The sequence below is a fragment of the Frankia sp. Cppng1_Ct_nod genome (assembly GCF_920656135.1).
Taxonomy (GTDB): domain Bacteria; phylum Actinomycetota; class Actinomycetes; order Frankiales; family Frankiaceae; genus Protofrankia; species Protofrankia meridionalis.
Genome location: NZ_CAKKTK010000093.1, coordinates 1 through 16333, shown reverse-complemented (window position 1 = coordinate 16333; position 16333 = coordinate 1). Strand labels below are relative to the sequence as shown.

At 68.3% G+C, this 16333-nt stretch carries 13 protein-coding genes and 1 pseudogene; 7 read left to right on the top strand and 7 right to left on the bottom strand.

Features of this window, described 5'->3' with window-relative positions; genetic code table 11:
- Window positions 1-49 precede the first annotated feature (49 nt).
- The 5 genes from NBW77_RS19575 to NBW77_RS19555 form a co-directional block, all read right to left on the bottom strand.
- The gene (locus tag NBW77_RS19575) at window positions 50-562 is read right to left on the bottom strand and encodes a hypothetical protein (protein ID WP_250280122.1); all 513 of its coding nucleotides are present in this window, start codon (window positions 560-562) and stop codon (window positions 50-52) included.
- 109 nt (window positions 563-671) lie between these two features.
- Window positions 672-1316: a DNA-3-methyladenine glycosylase I gene (locus NBW77_RS19570; RefSeq protein WP_131745584.1), complete on the bottom strand. Its 645-nt coding sequence runs from the start codon at window positions 1314-1316 to the stop codon at window positions 672-674.
- Complete coding sequence (locus tag NBW77_RS19565) at window positions 1309-2400, bottom strand: adenosine deaminase (protein WP_250280121.1); 1092 nt, start codon at window positions 2398-2400, stop codon at window positions 1309-1311. Before NBW77_RS19565 ends, NBW77_RS19570 begins: the two co-directional genes overlap by 8 nt.
- Window positions 2401-2505: 105 nt before the next feature.
- On the bottom strand, window positions 2506-3789 hold the full coding sequence (locus NBW77_RS19560; RefSeq protein WP_250280120.1) for a thymidine phosphorylase: 1284 nt from the start codon (window positions 3787-3789) through the stop codon (window positions 2506-2508).
- Window positions 3786-4265: a cytidine deaminase gene (locus NBW77_RS19555; protein ID WP_131745583.1), complete on the bottom strand. Its 480-nt coding sequence runs from the start codon at window positions 4263-4265 to the stop codon at window positions 3786-3788. The genes NBW77_RS19560 and NBW77_RS19555 overlap by 4 nt, the downstream gene beginning before the upstream one ends.
- A 271-nt stretch (window positions 4266-4536) precedes the next feature.
- Between NBW77_RS19555 and NBW77_RS19550 the strand changes: the two genes are divergently transcribed.
- The 7 genes from NBW77_RS19550 (at window position 4537) to NBW77_RS19520 (ending at window position 13475) form a co-directional block, all read left to right on the top strand.
- Complete coding sequence (locus tag NBW77_RS19550; RefSeq protein WP_250280119.1) at window positions 4537-6591, top strand: serine/threonine-protein kinase; 2055 nt, start codon at window positions 4537-4539, stop codon at window positions 6589-6591.
- A 174-nt stretch (window positions 6592-6765) separates the two neighbouring features.
- On the top strand, window positions 6766-8649 hold the full coding sequence (locus tag NBW77_RS19545) for a protein kinase domain-containing protein (RefSeq protein ID WP_250280123.1): 1884 nt from the start codon (window positions 6766-6768) through the stop codon (window positions 8647-8649).
- Window positions 8650-8957: 308 nt separating this feature from the next.
- Entirely contained in the window at window positions 8958-9353 is a 396-nt protein-coding gene (gene sdhC, locus NBW77_RS19540) for a succinate dehydrogenase, cytochrome b556 subunit (RefSeq protein WP_131745581.1), read from the top strand.
- Complete coding sequence (locus tag NBW77_RS19535) at window positions 9353-9787, top strand: succinate dehydrogenase hydrophobic membrane anchor subunit (protein ID WP_131745580.1); 435 nt, start codon at window positions 9353-9355, stop codon at window positions 9785-9787. The genes sdhC and NBW77_RS19535 overlap by 1 nt, the downstream gene beginning before the upstream one ends.
- A gap of 29 nt (window positions 9788-9816) precedes the next feature.
- Complete coding sequence (sdhA, locus tag NBW77_RS19530; RefSeq protein WP_250280118.1) at window positions 9817-11571, top strand: succinate dehydrogenase flavoprotein subunit; 1755 nt, start codon at window positions 9817-9819, stop codon at window positions 11569-11571.
- Between the two features lie 181 nt (window positions 11572-11752).
- Window positions 11753-12508: a succinate dehydrogenase iron-sulfur subunit gene (locus NBW77_RS19525; protein ID WP_131745579.1), complete on the top strand. Its 756-nt coding sequence runs from the start codon at window positions 11753-11755 to the stop codon at window positions 12506-12508.
- Window positions 12509-12548: 40 nt separating this feature from the next.
- Entirely contained in the window at window positions 12549-13475 is a 927-nt protein-coding gene (locus NBW77_RS19520; RefSeq protein ID WP_131745578.1) for an SCO4651 family lipoprotein, read from the top strand.
- A gap of 94 nt (window positions 13476-13569) precedes the next feature.
- On the opposite strand, the gene NBW77_RS19515 is transcribed toward NBW77_RS19520, so the two are convergent.
- Entirely contained in the window at window positions 13570-15777 is a 2208-nt protein-coding gene (locus tag NBW77_RS19515) for a DEAD/DEAH box helicase (protein WP_131745577.1), read from the bottom strand.
- 93 nt (window positions 15778-15870) lie between these two features.
- Window positions 15871-16333, bottom strand: a pseudogene (locus NBW77_RS19510) (acetamidase/formamidase family protein); the annotation flags it as partial.

Below are 16333 nucleotides of genomic sequence, written 5' to 3'. Positions count from 1 at the left end.
ACCCGGGACATCCTTGCCGCCGTCCCCGAGTGAAGTCCCACGCCTTCGTTCAGCGCCGCGCCGACATCGCCTTGTTCGCCACGCTGAGGAACTTCTCGCCCGCGGCCGTCAGCTCCGTGGACTCGGCCGCGGTCTGGCTTTCCCAGGCGTCGTAGGTGTCGCCGGCCCGATAGCCGCGCAGAACCTCCGTCAGCCGTTGCATGCACTCGATGACCTCGTCATAGTGAGTTGCGACCGGCGATGCCGGGCCGAACCTGATACACAGCCGCCCGTAGGCGGTGCGGGCCGCCTCGTTCGCCTGGTTCCGGCGCTTCAGGTATTCACCCGCCTCGTCATCGCCGTCCATGATTCCCCGGGACCACAGCGCAATGCAGTAGGCCGTGGCCCGCTGGGATCGCGACAACTGCTCGGCCGCGAGGTCCAGGGCGTCTCGGCACTCCTTCCGAAGGGCAAGACGATGTGACCGACGTGATTCCAGACGGCTGGAAAACGCGGTAATTCCCGGTGCGACGATGCCGGTGACAACAACGCTGACAATTGCGAGTACGACCACGTCCGACATGATCAGTCATGGTAGCGGACCGGCCTGGTCCGGCGTCCCCGCCCGACGCCGCCCACGAGCTGCCACAACCACGGACGGTAGCGGCCAGGGCGGGCGAACCGTCAACCGGCTACCGAACGACGCAGGCAGCGAGGTGGTCGTTAACCAGGCCACACGCCTGCATCAGGGCGTAAGCTGTCGTCGGGCCGACAAAGATGAAGCCACGTCTCTTCAGCTCCTTTGCCAGCGCCACCGACGCAGGCGTGGACGCGGGCAGGTCACCGATCACCACCGGTGCCGGTGCGACCGCCGGTCGGAACGACCAGACCAGTTCCCCGAATGGTATTTCCAGCGCCAGCAGCGCGCGGGCGTTGGTAACCGTCGCGGCAATCTTGCGCCGGTTACGGACGATTCCCGCGTCCATCATCAACCGCTCGACATCGGTCGGGCCGAACGCCGCGACCAGCACCGGTTCGAAACCCGCGAAGGCGGCCCGGAAGGCATCCCGTTTACGCAGGACCGTCAGCCAGGAAAGACCGGACTGAAATGCTTCCAGGCTGAGGTGTTCGAACAGGCCGACGGTGTCGCGGACGGGCCGTCCCCATTCGTGGTCGTGATAGGCGATGTATTCCGGCGTGGACAGCGCCCACGGGCAGCGCAGGCGCCCGTCCGGCCCGGCCACCACGCCCGAAGACACCGCGGACACCGCGGACACCGCCGGCACCGCCGGCACCGCCGGCACCGCCGGCACGGTCTCGACCGATCGGTCACCCATCGGAAAGCACGGCGTCGAAGCCGGGCTTGATCACATCATTGATGAGCGCCAGACGCTGATCGAACGGGATGAACGCCGACTTCATCGCGTTCACGGTCAGCCACCTGATGTCGGACCACCCGTAGTCGAACACGTCGACCAGGCCGGCGAACTCGCTGGACAGCGTCACTCCGCTCATCAGCCGGTTGTCGGTGTTGACCGTCACCCTGAAGTGGAGCTCACGCAGCAGGCGGATCGGATGTTCGGCGATGCTGGCGCACACCCCCGTGTCCACGTTGGAGGTCGGGCACATCTCCAGCGGCACGCGGACGTCACGGACGTAGTTGGCGAGCTGCCCGAGCACGGCGTTGCCGTCCGGGTCGACGGCGATGTCGTCCATGATCCGGACCCCGTGGCCGAGACGGTCGGCGTTGCACCACTGCAACGCCTCCCAGATGGACGGCAGGCCGAACGCCTCCCCGGCATGGATCGTGTAATGCCCGTTCGCGCGCTGCATGAACTGGAAGGCATCCAGGTGACGGCTGGGCGGATACCCCGCCTCGGCCCCGGCGATGTCGAAGCCGACCACTCCCCTGTCCCGCCAACGGACCGCGGCCTCGGCGATCTCCAGCGAACGGGCGGCGTGACGCATCGCGGTCAGCAGCGCGCGGATCTTCAGTCCGGTACCGGCCGAACCGGCCCGAAAACCGTCAAGGACCGCCTCGATCACGGCGTCCAGCGCCAGCCCCCGCTCGACATGCAGCTCCGGGGCGAACCGGACCTCGGCGTAGACGACGCCGTCGGCGGCCAGGTCCTCGGCACACTCACGGGCGACCCGGGCCAGCGCGCCCGCGGTCTGCATCACCCCGACGGTATGACTGAACGTCTCCAGGTAGCGCACCAGTGACCCGCTGTGGGCACCGCCGCGGAACCAGGTCGCGAGCTTGTCCACATCGGACGTGGGCAGGGCGCCGTAGCCCGTCTCGTCGGCAAGCTCGACGATGGTCGCCGGGCGAAGCCCACCGTCGAGGTGGTCATGCAGCAGCACCTTGGGGACCCGGCGGATGGCATCCGCGGTGGGCGATGGCGTGACGGCCGTGCTCATCGTCCGAACGTATAGCGCCCTGCGGGGGTCGGCACGGCATCCGGCTTCCCGCGTCGCGGCCGGCACGATCCGCCGGCCTGCCGACCCGCCGGCCTGCCGACCCGCCTACAGGTGGATGCGGTCACGAACCAGCGGGCGGACCGGCGGCGGTGTGTCTGCGATCTCGACGGCGGTCACCAGCGCCTCCAACGCCGACGGCAGGCGGGAGAGATCGTCGGTGTGCAGCTCCAGCAGGGGTGCGCCGCCGGCGACCCACTCCCCCGGGCGGGCCAGCCAGCGGACTCCTGCGGTCACCGAGACCGGGTCCTCCTTGCGGGACCGGCCCGCCCCGAGCCGCCAGGCCGCAACGCCGACGGCTCTCGCGTCCAACCCGTGCAGGAAACCACTGGCCGACGCGGACACGATCTCGACATGCTCCGCGGTCGGCAGGGCAGCATCCGGATCACCCCCCTGCGCGGCGACCATCCGTCGCCACACGGGATATGCCGTCCCCGCGGCCAGGACGTCCGCCGGATCCGCGCCGCCGTCAAGGCCGACGAGTGCGAGCATCCGCCGGGCCAGCGCCACCGTGATCTCGATCAGGTCGGCCGGGCCGCCGCCACACAGGGTGTCCACGGCCTCGGCAACCTCGAGCGCGTGCCCGGCCGTCCACCCGAGTGGTGTGTCCATGCCCGTCAGCAGCGCCTCTGTGCGTACACCAGCCGCCTCCCCCAACGTGACCATGGTCTCGGCGAGCGTGCGGGCGTCGGCGTGGGCGGTCATGAACGCCCCCGACCCGACCTTGACGTCCAGTACCAGCGCGGACGTCCCCTCGGCGATCTTCTTGCTCATGATGGACGACGCGATCAGCGGAATCGACTCGACCGTTCCGGTGACGTCACGCAGTGCATACAGTTTCCGGTCCGCCGGCGCGAGCCCCGGACCGGCCGCGGCGATGACCCCGCCGACGTCCCGCAGCACCGACCGCATCCGCTCAGGTGACACCGACGCCCGCCACCCGGAGATGGCCTCCATCTTGTCCAGGGTTCCGCCGGTATGGCCGAGCCCACGTCCGGACAGCTGTGGCACGGCCGCTCCGCAGGCCGCCACCAGCGGTACCAGGATCAGCGAGACCTTGTCACCGACACCGCCGGTCGAGTGCTTGTCCACGGTTGGACGGCCCACGCCGGCCAGGTCGAGCCGATCGCCACTGGCCACCATCGCCGCGGTCCAGCGGGACAGCTCGCCCGGCGCCATGCCCCGCCACACCACAGCCATCAAAAAGGCCGCCATCTGCTCGTCGGCGACGGCTCCGGCCGTGTAGGAGTCGACCAGCCAGTCGACGGCGTCGTCGGACAGCCGACCACCGTCCCGTTTGGTCCTGATCAGGTCGACGACATGGAAGGTCATGAGCCTCCGTCCCCGGTCGTGGGCGCGCCGCAACCGCCGGGCGGCGGTGGCGATGGCAGGTTGGCGGGGCCGAACGCGTCCGGGAGGAGATCCCCCAGCAGCCGCGGGCCCCCGTCCGACGCCACCTGAAGATCCGGACCACCGTGTTCGAGGAGGAGCTGCCGGCACCGACCGCACGGCACGAGCAGCGCACCGTGGCCGTCCACGCAGACGAACGCAACCAACCGTCCGCCTCCCGACGCGTGCAGTGCCCCGACCAACACGCATTCGGCGCACAGAGTCAGGCCGTAGGAGGCGTTCTCGACGTTGCATCCCACGATCAGCCGATCATCGTCCACCACTGCCGCGGCGCCGACGCGAAGCCGCGAGTACGGGGCATAGGCGCGGGCAGCCACCCGGGTCGCCTCGACCCGCAGCCGCTCCCAGTCAACGATGTCGGCTGCCTGCGTGCGGCTGGTGCCGGTCGTCTCAACCATCCGACGCCTCCTCTACCTGGAACCGCTCAACCCGGAACCTGCCCGTCCGGAACCTGCGCACGCGGGTCCGATGCGCAGCTCGGCATCCCTCGGACAGCTTTCCCACTCAGAGCGCCCGAGGATAGGGCACTCCCATTGCCACCGGCCGGTATGTGATGGGGTGGACCAAACTAATGACCACGGCAACTTCATGACCACGGCAACCAGCTCGACAGCAACCGGATCGCCGGGGACTGGATCGACGGGGAGAACGAGGAGGTGGGACGGCCGGATGCCCCTCGACCACCATCCGAAGCCCGGGTCAGGGCAAGGATCCCGCGCCGACCAGGTAATCGCGGGCCGTTACCGACTCGGTGACGAACTGGGCCATGGGGGTTTCGGTGTCGTCTACGCCGCCACCGACGAACTGCTGCGGCGTGAGGTCGCTGTCAAGGAGATCCGCCTTCCGGCATCGATCTCCATCGACGAACGCGCCATTCTGCGCCAGCGGGTGCTGCGCGAGGCCCGCTCGGCCGGTCGGCTGCACCACCCCGGACTGGTCTCGGTTTTTGATGTGCTCGACGCGGACGACCACCCGTGGATCGTCATGGAACTGGTGGACGGCCCGTCCCTGGGAAACGTCATCCGGGATGAGGGACCGCTGCCGCGCGAGCAGGTCGCCCGGATCGGCATCAGCCTTGCCTACGCCCTGGAGGCCGCGCACCGGAGCGGGGTCGTCCACCGGGACGTGAAGCCGGCCAACGTTCTGATCAGCACGGACGGCCGCGCCCGGTTGACGGACTTCGGCATCGCGTTGTCCGTCGGCGATCCGACACTGACGCGGACCGGCGTCCTGCTCGGATCGCCGTCCTACATCGCTCCGGAACGGGCGCGCGGCGGAGCAGGCGGTCCGGGCAGTGACATCTGGGCGCTGGGCGCGACGCTGTTCACCGCGATCGAGGGCGGGGCGCCGTACGAGTCCGACAGCGCCATCGCCACCCTCACGGCAATCGTCGACGGGCGGCGCCACCCCTTCCGGCTTGCCGGCTCCCTCGCTCCGATCCTAGATGATCTTATGGCGGTGAATCCTTCGGCACGTCCCTCCCTTGCCCAGGCGCGACAGCGGCTACGCGATGTCGGCGAACGGGAGACCCATCGGCGCATCCTCGGTTCACGTGCGAACCGCACAGGTCGAGAGCACCCTGGCAAGGCCTCCGTGCAGGACGCCGCGGCTGCCGGCTCGAGCACGGCTGCGGCGGGGGCGGCCTCACCCGCCGGGAACCCGGTGGCCGCCGCCGAACGTCCGCGAACCAACCGTCCGGACACCGAAGCCCCTGACATCAGCATGGCGGAGGTCACCGACGACCAGCCGACCATGGTGCCCGGCCCGGCGGCCACCGGACCTGCCGAGGAAACCCAGCCACAGGACGTCGCCACCGCACCGCCCCCGCGGATGGCGCCGTCGTTGCCTGCCGTGCCGGTGAGAACAGCCGGAAAGGCGCATGAGCCGGTCCCCACGGCGAGGCCCGCGTCCCAGATCCCGGACCCGGCGGGATCAGCGGGTTCCAGACCGGATCCGGAGTCACTGCCCACACGGCCGGCCTCGCCGCGGACAAACGGTACAGCCGACACCGGCGGCAGCCCCGGTGACGACGGTCGCGCCGGCCGTAACCCGCCGAACCGCCGCCGGACGCTGATGGTCGGGATCTTCATGGCGCTGGTCGTGGGCGCGGCCATCGGTATCGCCGCCGTCCTCACCTCGGGTTCGGACCATGCCGCCGGCCGCACCGGCTCCGCAACGACGCCCGGTTCGGCATCACCGAGCGCAGGCGCGCCGACCGCCACCTCCACCGCGGTCACCGCCGATCCGGGCCTGGTCCCCCTGGACACCACTGCGGTGACCCCACCCGCGGGCTGGCAGTCGCACGTCGGACCCTCCGGTTGGTCGATCGCCTATCCGCAGCGGTGGTCACTTCGGCCTGCCGGTGGAACGGAAAGGATCGACTTCCTCAACCCGGAAACCGGCGCCTACCTGCGCATCGATACCGCAGCGGCGGCGAATCCGTCCGCGCTCGCGGACTGGCAGGCGCACGAGGCCGGGTTCCGCACGACGGTATCGAACTACCAGCGAGTGAAGATCGAAGCCAGTGACGGCGGTGCCGGCGCGATCCAGGCAGACTGGGAGTTCACCTACACATCCGGGGGAAGAACGGTGCATGTTCTCAATCGTGGGGTTGTGCGCAATGGCCACGGCTACGCGTTGTATTGGAGCACACCGGACTCCCGTTGGCCGACCGACCTTTCGTTGATGTGGCAGCTTTTCTCAACGTTCCGGCCAGGCCGTTGATCGCGGCACGGGTCCGACCGGGTTTGCCGGGGGCCTCCGGCAAGGCGGGAAAAACCATGATCTTGTTACCTTCGACCCCATACGGTTCGTCAGTGGCCTCCGGCCCCGGCACCGTGCCTCGACTTGACGAAGGCTCTGAGTGCAGCCGACGACGGATCTGCGAGACTTGAGATGATGGCCAGATCGGCGCGCCCGCCCGAAGACTCACCGCGTCACGGCACACCCCGATATGTATCCCAACGTTATCGCTTGGATACGCCAATCGGTCGCGGTGGCGCCGGTGTCGTCTGGTGCGGTGAAGACGAGCTCCTCCAACGCCCGGTGGCGGTGAAGGAGATCCTCGTCCCGCTTGCCGGTGCCCAGGCCGAGCGGGACGCGATCCGGGCGCGGGTCCTGCGTGAGGCTCGCGCGCTCGCCCGACTGCACAGCCCGGCGATCGTCTCCGTCTATGACGTCGTCGAAGAAGCGGAACGTCACTGGATCGTCATGGAGCTGGTGGACGCCGACAGCCTCGGCGACGTCATCCGCGCGGACGGCCCGCTGTCACCCGAGCAGGCCGCGGCGATCGGTCTGGCCCTCACCGACGCACTCGCCGCCGCCCACTCCGCAGGCGTCCTGCACCGCGACATCAAGCCCGGCAACGTGCTACTCGGCCGGGATGGCCGGGTTCGGCTAACCGACTTCGGTATCGCGGCGACCGACGGCGACTCCACCCTCACCGGTACAGGTGCTCTGGTCGGTTCCCCGGCCTACATCGCGCCGGAACGCGTCCGCGGCTCGTCAGGTAGCCCGGCGAGCGATCTGTGGGGACTCGGCGCCACGCTGTACGCGGCGGTCGAGGGGCAGCCACCGTTCGAAGGACCGGAGACCTACGCCGTCCTGACCGCGGTCGTGGAGGGGCGTAGACGCCCGTTCCGGCTCGCCGGCCCCCTGCGCGGCCTGCTCACCGATCTGCTCGACCGTCCGGCGGAGGAGCGGCCAGGTGTGGCCGAGATACGCCGTCGCCTGGTCCCGATCGCCGGTGGCGTAGCGCCGGTACCTGCGTCGGTCATCAACTCACGGCCGAGGCCGGGCGTGATCGCGTTGGTCCCCGGTAGCGGCCTGTCGTCGGACCCCAGCTCGGATCTGCTGGAAAACGTCGACAGCGATGCCGCGCCCACCGCGGACTCGAACACCCATACCGCCGCGGCAAGCCCTACCACCGCGGACGAGGCGAGTGACGCGACCGGGACCGGGACCGAGATCGGTGAGATCACCGAGATCGCTTCCACGGACGGCGCGGTGGACGTGGCCGCACCGAGTCCCACCCGGACCGCGACCGGCCCGCAGCATGTGACGACTCAGGCGGGCTCCGGCGACCGTAACGACGCGATGACCGGTCTCGCTGTCGAAACGCGGCCGGCCCCCTCTCTCGACAAGGTCACCGCCGTCGCGGGAACCACCGCTCTGACCGTCGGCAGAGGCTCGCCCATCCCGCTCGATCCCGGCGGATACAGCTTCGAACAAACTTCTGATCTCGACGGTCTGCTGCTGGTCTCGGGCGGTACCGCGGTCGGCCCACCGGGTCGCGACACGCCCCTCGATCGTCCCGGGAAGAGAAAACCTCCGACCAGCGAGCGGGGCAGGCAACCCCCGGTACGACGCGGTGTGGTGGTTGCGGTGGCGGCCGGGTCCGTGGCTGTGGGTGTGGCAATCGCGCTCAGCGCGATACTTGCCCCCGGAGACGACTCCAACTCACAACTGCAGTCGAATGGGGACCACGGCGGAGTGGCAACGGCAACGGTGGCGGGGGAGAGCAGCACCAATCCCTCGGACCACAAACCCACGCTGGACGTCCCCGCCAATTCGGGCAGGTTTACGACGCACCGAACGTCACCGACGGCGGAGAGCACCCCCGTCGAGCCGACCCCCGTCGAGACCACAACGGTCGCTCCCAGTTCCGCCCCCACCGACGTGCACTCGAGCCCCACCACCCCGGCGACGCCGACGTCCGCCCCGACATCAACCAAGTCGACGCCGGGGCCAACCGGCTCAGCGACGGCCGCGTCAACCCCATGAGGACCGGGTCGGATGACAGGTGACCGGGTGTCTGTGACCGCGGCCGTCGGCGGGGTTCCTCCACCGGATTCGGAACCAACTGTGATGTCGGATTCACCTTGCCATGAAGCCGATCACTTTCTGTGACATACTTCACCTAAGTGTCACCGACACTGGCATGCCCCTCCATGGGGCCAGCACTAGCATCGGGTGCACACAAACCATCGTCCATATGATGTCTCCAGGTTACTGCGAGTCACCGGACGGGATCATCCGGACCAGGATCATCAGGACCAGCCTGTCGCAGGGCCGGTCCGGAGGAGCTTTCAGTGCCGAAGGCACCAGCGGGCACGCTCTACCGCGGCCGCGAGGGTATGTGGTCCTGGGTTGCCCACAGGATCACAGGCGTATTGATCTTTTTTTTCCTTTTCGCCCACGTACTCGACACCGCACTGGTACGGGTGTCGCCGTCGTCCTATGACACGGTGATCGCGACGTACAAGAACCCGATCGTCAACCTCATGGAGGTGGGGCTCGTCGCGGCGGTTCTCTTCCACGCCCTCAACGGCATCCGGATCACGCTGATCGACTTCTGGGAGTCCGGTCCGCGCTTCCAGCGCCAGATGCTCTATGCCGAGATCGCGGTGTGGGTGATCCTCGTCGTCCCCGGCACCTTCTTCATGATCAAGCACACTGTCGAGACCCTGTTCGGGAGCGCGTCCTGATGGCGACAACGATCGACGGCGCAGCCCCTGCCCTCGAGGCGCCGCGCAGCCCCCGGCGCCGCCCGGGGGCCCCGAAGGCGCGGACGAACTTCGAGCTCTACGCATGGCTGTTCATGCGCGTCTCCGGGCTCCTACTGGTCTTCCTGGTACTGGGTCACCTGTTCATCATGAACATCCTCGATGGCGGTGTGCAGCGGATCGGCTTCGGTTTTGTCGCGGGCCGCTGGGCGTCGCCGTTCTGGCGCACCTGGGACCTGCTCATGCTGGTGCTCGCCGAACTGCACGGGACGAACGGCCTCCGAACGGTGATCAATGACTACGCCGAGCGGCCGCAGACCCGATTCTGGTTGAAGATGTTGCTGTACGTGTCGGCGTTGTTGGTCATCACGCTGGGATCACTGGTCATCTTCACGTTCGACCCGAACATCTCCTGATGACGCCTGGGAAGGCGGAGGTCCAAGCGGTGCAGGTTCACAAATACGACACGGTCATCGTGGGTGCGGGCGGCGCTGGTATGCGCGCGGCACTCGAAGCCGGCAAGCGGTGTCGCACCGCCGTGCTGACCAAGCTCTACCCCACCCGCTCCCACACCGGCGCGGCCCAGGGCGGCATGTGCGCCGCCCTGGCCAACGTCGAGGAGGACAACTGGGAGTGGCACACCTTCGACACGATCAAGGGTGGTGACTACCTGGTAGACCAGGACGCCGCCGAGATCATGTGCAAGGAGGCCATCGACGCGGTCCTCGACCTGGAGAAGATGGGCCTGCCCTTCAATCGCACCCCGGAAGGCCGCATCGACCAGCGCCGCTTCGGCGGCCACACCCGCGACCATGGCAAGGCACCCGTCCGCCGCTCGTGCTACGCGGCGGACCGTACCGGTCACATGATCCTGCAGACGCTCTACCAGCAGTGCGTCAAACACGAGATCGAGTTCTACAACGAGTTCTACGTCCTGGACCTACTGATCGTCGATGGCGTCGCGGCCGGCGTGGTCGCCTACGAACTCGCCACCGGCGAGGTGCACGTCTTCCAGGCGAAGTCGGTGGTGTTCGCCACCGGTGGCTTCGGCAAGGTCTTCAAGGTGACCTCGAACGCGCACACCCTGACCGGTGACGGGATGGGCATCATCTTCCGGCGCGGGCTGCCGCTGGAGGACATGGAGTTCTACCAGTTCCACCCCACGGGCATCTGGAAGATGGGCATCCTGCTCACCGAGGGTGCTCGCGGTGAGGGCGGGATCCTGCGCAACAAGGACGGCGAGCGCTTCATGGAGCGCTACGCGCCGACCATCAAGGACCTCGCCCCCCGGGACATGGTGGCGCGGGCCATCTACACCGAGATCCGCGCCGGGCGCGGCTGCGGGGCCGATGGTGATCATGTCTACCTCGACCTGACCCACCTGCCGCCCGAGCAGCTCGACGCGAAGCTGCCAGACATCACCGAGTTCGCCCGCACCTACCTCGGGATCGAGCCGTACACGGACCCGATCCCGATCCAGCCGACCGCCCACTACGCCATGGGCGGCGTCCCGACAAACATCAACGCCGAGGTCCTGCGGAACAACACCGACATCGTCCCGGGCCTGTACGCCGCCGGTGAGGTCGCGTGCGTGTCCGTGCACGGCGCAAACCGGCTGGGCACGAACTCGCTGCTGGACATCAACGTGTTCGGGCGTCGGGCCGGCATCGCCGCGGCCGAACACGCGAACGCCACCCCGGCCCATGCCGAGCTGCCGGACGATCCGGCGGACTTCGTCGCGGGGCTGCTCACCCGGCTCCGGGACGGCGCGGGTACGGAGAACGTGGCTGCGATCCGCCGCGAACTTCAGGAGACGATGGACGTCAACGCGTCGGTGTACCGCACCGAGGCGACGCTCAAGCAGGCGGTCACCGACATCTCCGGACTGAAAGGCCGTTACCAGCGGATCGGCGTCACGGACCGGGGTCGGCGTTACAACACCGAGTTGTTGGAAGCGGTCGAGCTGGGCTTCCTGCTCGATCTCGCCGAATGCATGGTCACGAGCGCGCTGGCCCGCAACGAGTCCCGCGGCGGGCACTCCCGTGAGGACTATCCGAACCGCGACGACGTCAACTTCCTGCGGCACACGATGGCGTACCGGTCCGGACCGCTCGCAGCCGCCGCATCCGAATCCGAGATCCGACTGGACTACAAGCCCGTCGTCATGACCCGGTACGAACCGATGGAACGCAAGTACTGAACACCGGCCGGACGGTCGACCACAGGACCTCTCGAACGCGAGAAGAACCATGATCGAATCGTCTGCGGTCCGGAGGCACTCGGAAGTCTCGAGTGCCTCCGCCCAACTTCACACACGTGGCTATAAGCGTGGCTATAATTTGTTGACCCGTGCTGTGGGTCTGATGTGAGAAAGGTCCGGTGTGACTGTCACCGACGATCGATCAATCACCGCGCCGGACGACTCGAGTACGGCCAAACGGACCGTCACGCTGAAGATCCGGCGTTTTAACCCGGAGATGAACGCTGATCCTCACTGGGAGAGCTACACCGTTCCTTTCGACCCCAGCGACCGGCTTCTCGACGCGTTGCACTACGTCAAGTGGAACCTTGACGGATCGCTGTCGTTCCGGCGCTCGTGTGCCCATGGCGTGTGCGGCTCGGATGCCATGCGGATCAACGGCTCGAACCGGCTCGCCTGCAAGGTGCTGGTCAAGGACCTCGGCCCGGAGATCTCGATCGAGCCCATCAAGGGGCTACCGGTCGAGAAGGACCTCATCGTCGACATGGAGCCGTTCTTCGACGCCTTCCGTGCGGTGAAGCCCTATCTCATCCCCGAAGGGCACGAACCGACCCGTGAACGGCTGCAGTCGGCAGCGGACCGGGAACGTTTCGACGACACGACGAAGTGCATCATGTGCGCGGCCTGCACCACATCGTGCCCGGTGTTCTGGAATGACGGAGACTACTTCGGGCCGGCCGCGATGGTGGCCGCGCACCGTTTCATCTTCGACAGCCGAGACGCCGGCGCCGACGAACGCCTGGAAATCCTCAACGAGCGGGAAGGCGTCTGGCGTTGCCGGACGACCTTCAACTGCTCGAACGCATGCCCCCGTGGGATCCAGGTGACCAAGGCCATCCAGGAGGTCAAGCGCGCGCTCATCTTCCGGCGCTTCTGACCCGTAGGCGTCACCGGGGCGCACGATCGGGGGGCGACACATGGCTCAGACCGCCGCGCGCAGAGCGCATCTGGTCACGGGATGCGCCCGTGCGCTGGTTTCACTGAGCCTGGCGCTGCTGAGCAGCGTCGGATGCTCGTCGCACTCCCCCAGGCGCCCACCGGTCACGACGCCCGTATCCACCCCACCGACCACCGTGACGGCCGGTGGGGTGCCCGCACTTCTAGCTACTACCTATGACCGGACGATCGCGCGGAAGACGGCACGAATCCGGTTCACCGATGAAGTGACGGTCCTGGCTCCGTCCGCGCGCAAGCAGGACACAGTCACCAACGGCACCGGGACGGTCGACTTCGCGAACAACGCGAGCGATGTCATACGTGATGTGGCCGGCGGGGGTGGAGTCGAAGTCCGGATCATCGGCAACGACCTGTACCGGCGCACGGCTCCGCCCAGCAACGCACCGGACTCCACCCGGTGGACCCGGGTGATCCGGGCGTCGGCTACCACGAACCCGTCTGGCACCGGCTCGGGCACCACCGCGCAACCCGGCACCACCGCGCAGTCGAGCAACAGCGATGACACCGCGCTGCGGCTCGGGTTTCTCAGCGGGGCGGCCACCCCGGTGGCAGCTGTCGGTCAGGAAGCCGTCGACGGTGTCCAGACCACCCACTACAAGCTGGTCGTGAACCTGGAAACAGCCGCCCAGCGGGGAAGCATCAGTGCGGCCACCGTCGAGTCCCTCAGGAGCCTCCTCGGAACTGCCATGCAGCCGACCGAAGCGTGGATCGACGCGGCAGGACTCGTCCGCCAGATACGCATCACACTCACCAACGCGGCTTCCGGCGGTACAGGGTCCACCAGCGCGGCACCACGGACCGAGATCACCCGAACGGTCACCTACTCGGACTTCGGCATCCCGCTGAACATCACCGCTCCGCCGGCGAGCCAGATCGCGCCAGGCTGACCTACTCCGGCCGGCGATCCGGACCCGGCGATCCGGACCCGACGATCCCAACCATCGATCTTCGCCGGCAGCCGACACCGGCATCCGGTCGCTCTCAGCCGGTCTCGACAGCAAGCGCGAACGGCAGTACACCCACGGCCCCGGCCTGCCGTAGCTCGCGGGCCACGACGGTGACGGTCCAGCCCGTGGCGATCAGGTCATCGACCAGCAGAACCGGGCCGGCCAAACCCCGCACAGCCGCTCCCAGCTCGTCGGGTACCACGAACGCCTCCCACAGACCGGCAAGGCGATGCGCACTGTTATGCACTCGATGCGCACCCGGACCATTTCCCGGATCCAGACCTGCGCCGTCCACACGTTCCACCCTGCCGAGCAGCGGGATCCGGCCGATGCTGGCAATCCGCTCCCCCAGGCTACCGACAAGCTCGGGTCGGCTACGTGAGGCAACCGTGACCACTGCGGCCGGGCGCTGGCGCCACCCCCAGCCGGCCAACACCTGTACGGAGGCAGCCACCATGTCGTCGGTCACCGGCGCATCCGGTGCTTCCGGCCCCAGCAACGGACGCAGCCGGTTACCCCAGCCGACACCGCCGAGACGCGCAAGCGCCCGGCCTGCCTCGGCGCCGGCGGTGGCCGGTATACGCCCGGATACGGTGATCCCCAGCGTCCGCATACCCGTCGGCCACATACGACGTGGTTCGATCACGGTGCCGGGACGGTCGAGCTGCTCCCTTGCGCGAGTCTGCGCAGCCTCGCTGACCGCCACGGGCCAGCCGGCACCGGTGCAGATGTCGCAGCGACCGCAACGCGCCGCGCCAGGGTCGTCAAGCTCGCGACGCAGGAACTCCATCCGGCATCCGGTGGTGGTGATGTAATCGAGCATCGCCTGCTGCTCGCGAACCCGGCTGGCAGCCACCCGGGCATAGCGTTCGCCGTCGTAGGACCAGGACTCCCCGGTAGCCCGCCAACCACCGCGCACCCGCTGCACCGCACCGTCGACATCGAGCACCTTCAACATGGCGTCGAGCCGACCATGCCCCACGTCGACGGCCGCGAGCAACGACTGTGTGGAGACCGGCGCGCTCGCCTGCGCCAACACTCGGAGCACCGCCGTGACCGTGCCCTCCGCCGGAAAGGACGCGTCGGCGAAGTACGCCCAGATGTTGCGGTCCTCCGCTGCCGGCAGCAGCACGACCTCCGCCCGGTCAACCCCCCGTCCGGCCCGACCGATCTGCTGGTAGTAGGCGATCGGGGATGGCGGTGCTCCGACGTGGACGACGAACCCGAGGTCGGGCTTGTCGAAACCCATACCGAGCGCGCTGGTCGCGACCAGGGCCTTCACCCGGTTGGCCAGCAGGTCGGATTCGGCGGCGATCCGCTCGGCCGGCTCGGTGCCACCGTGGTAGGTCGCCACCGGGAAGCCTGCCGCGGTGAGGAACGACGTGAGCTCCTCCGCCGCGGGCTTGGTCAGCGTGTAGATGATCCCGGAACCGGGCAGGCCCGGTAGCTGATCGGCGAGCCAGCCGAACCGTGCCTGCGCGTGCGGCAACGACACCACCGCCAGCCGCAGGCTTTCCCTGTCGAGCGTCCCACGCAGGACGAGCGTCGTGGTGGATGATCCCGGGTTCACCCCGAGCTGCTCGGCAACCCCGAGCTGCTCGGCGACGTCATCGGTGACCCTGGCGTTTGCCGTCGCCGTCGTCGCGAGAACGGGCACGTCCGGGCGCAGGCCGGCGAGCAGCGTACGCAACCGGCGGTAGTCCGGGCGGAAATCATGACCCCAGTCGGAGATGCAGTGCGCCTCGTCCACAACCACCAGGCCGGTCGTGGCCGCAAGTTCGGGCAGGTAGTCGTCCCGGAAGGTCGGGTTGTTCAACCGTTCGGGGCCGACCAGGAGCACGTCCAGTTGACCCCCGCGCAGTTGCGCGTAGACCTCGTCCCAGTCCGCCAGGTTGCCCGAATGGATCTCACCGGCCCGGATGCCGGCCCGCGCCGCGGCAGCCGCCTGGTTCCGGATGAGTGCGAGCAACGGCGAGACGATCACAGTGGGACCGGCGCCGAGCGACCGAAGCAGTGCCGTCGCGATGAAGTACACGGCGGACTTACCCCAGCCTGTCCGCTGGACGAGCAGAACCCGACGGCGCTCGGCCACCAGCGCACGGATGGCCTGCCACTGGTCCTCGCGCAGGCGCGCGGCCGGGCCGGCGAGCGCACGCACGAGAACTTCGGCGCGTTCCCGCAGATCGACTGCTGTGTCGATCACCCGGTCCGCTTCCACCGGTATGAGAGGTCCCGCTGGCATCCGAGGTCCCACTGACATGCAACGTTGGTACCGCACGCCTCCGACAGGTTCGGCATCCGGTCGCATCCAGACCCGATCCAGACCCGATCCAGCTCAGCCGGGTCGGCCGGGTCGGCCGTCCCCAGAGCCTGCGATGTCCGTTGCGGCCTCGTCCCATGGGTCAACAGCGTGGACGTCCGAGACGTGGCCGTCAGCGGCACAGCCATCCGGCTCGACATCCCGTCCGGTGTCGCCGGCCGAATCCCGTCCGGTGTCACGTTCACGGTGGGCACCGCTCGTGTCGGATTCCTCCGAACGGTCCGGGGTGGGGACGATCCGCGCGAATCCGGGACGCACCAGCCGAGGTTTGGCCACGGCCGGTTCACCGAAATCCGCCCGGCGAATCCGGCAGTACGCCGCCCGGGACTCACCGACCAGCTGGCAGATACCGAAGTCGGCCGCCGCGGACAGGTAGGCGAGGGCGTCCGCACGGGTCATACCCAGCCGGGTGGACAGAAAGACCAACGCCGACCGGCTGGTCCGTCGGACGGCTTCGGCCAGATCCACGTGCATACCC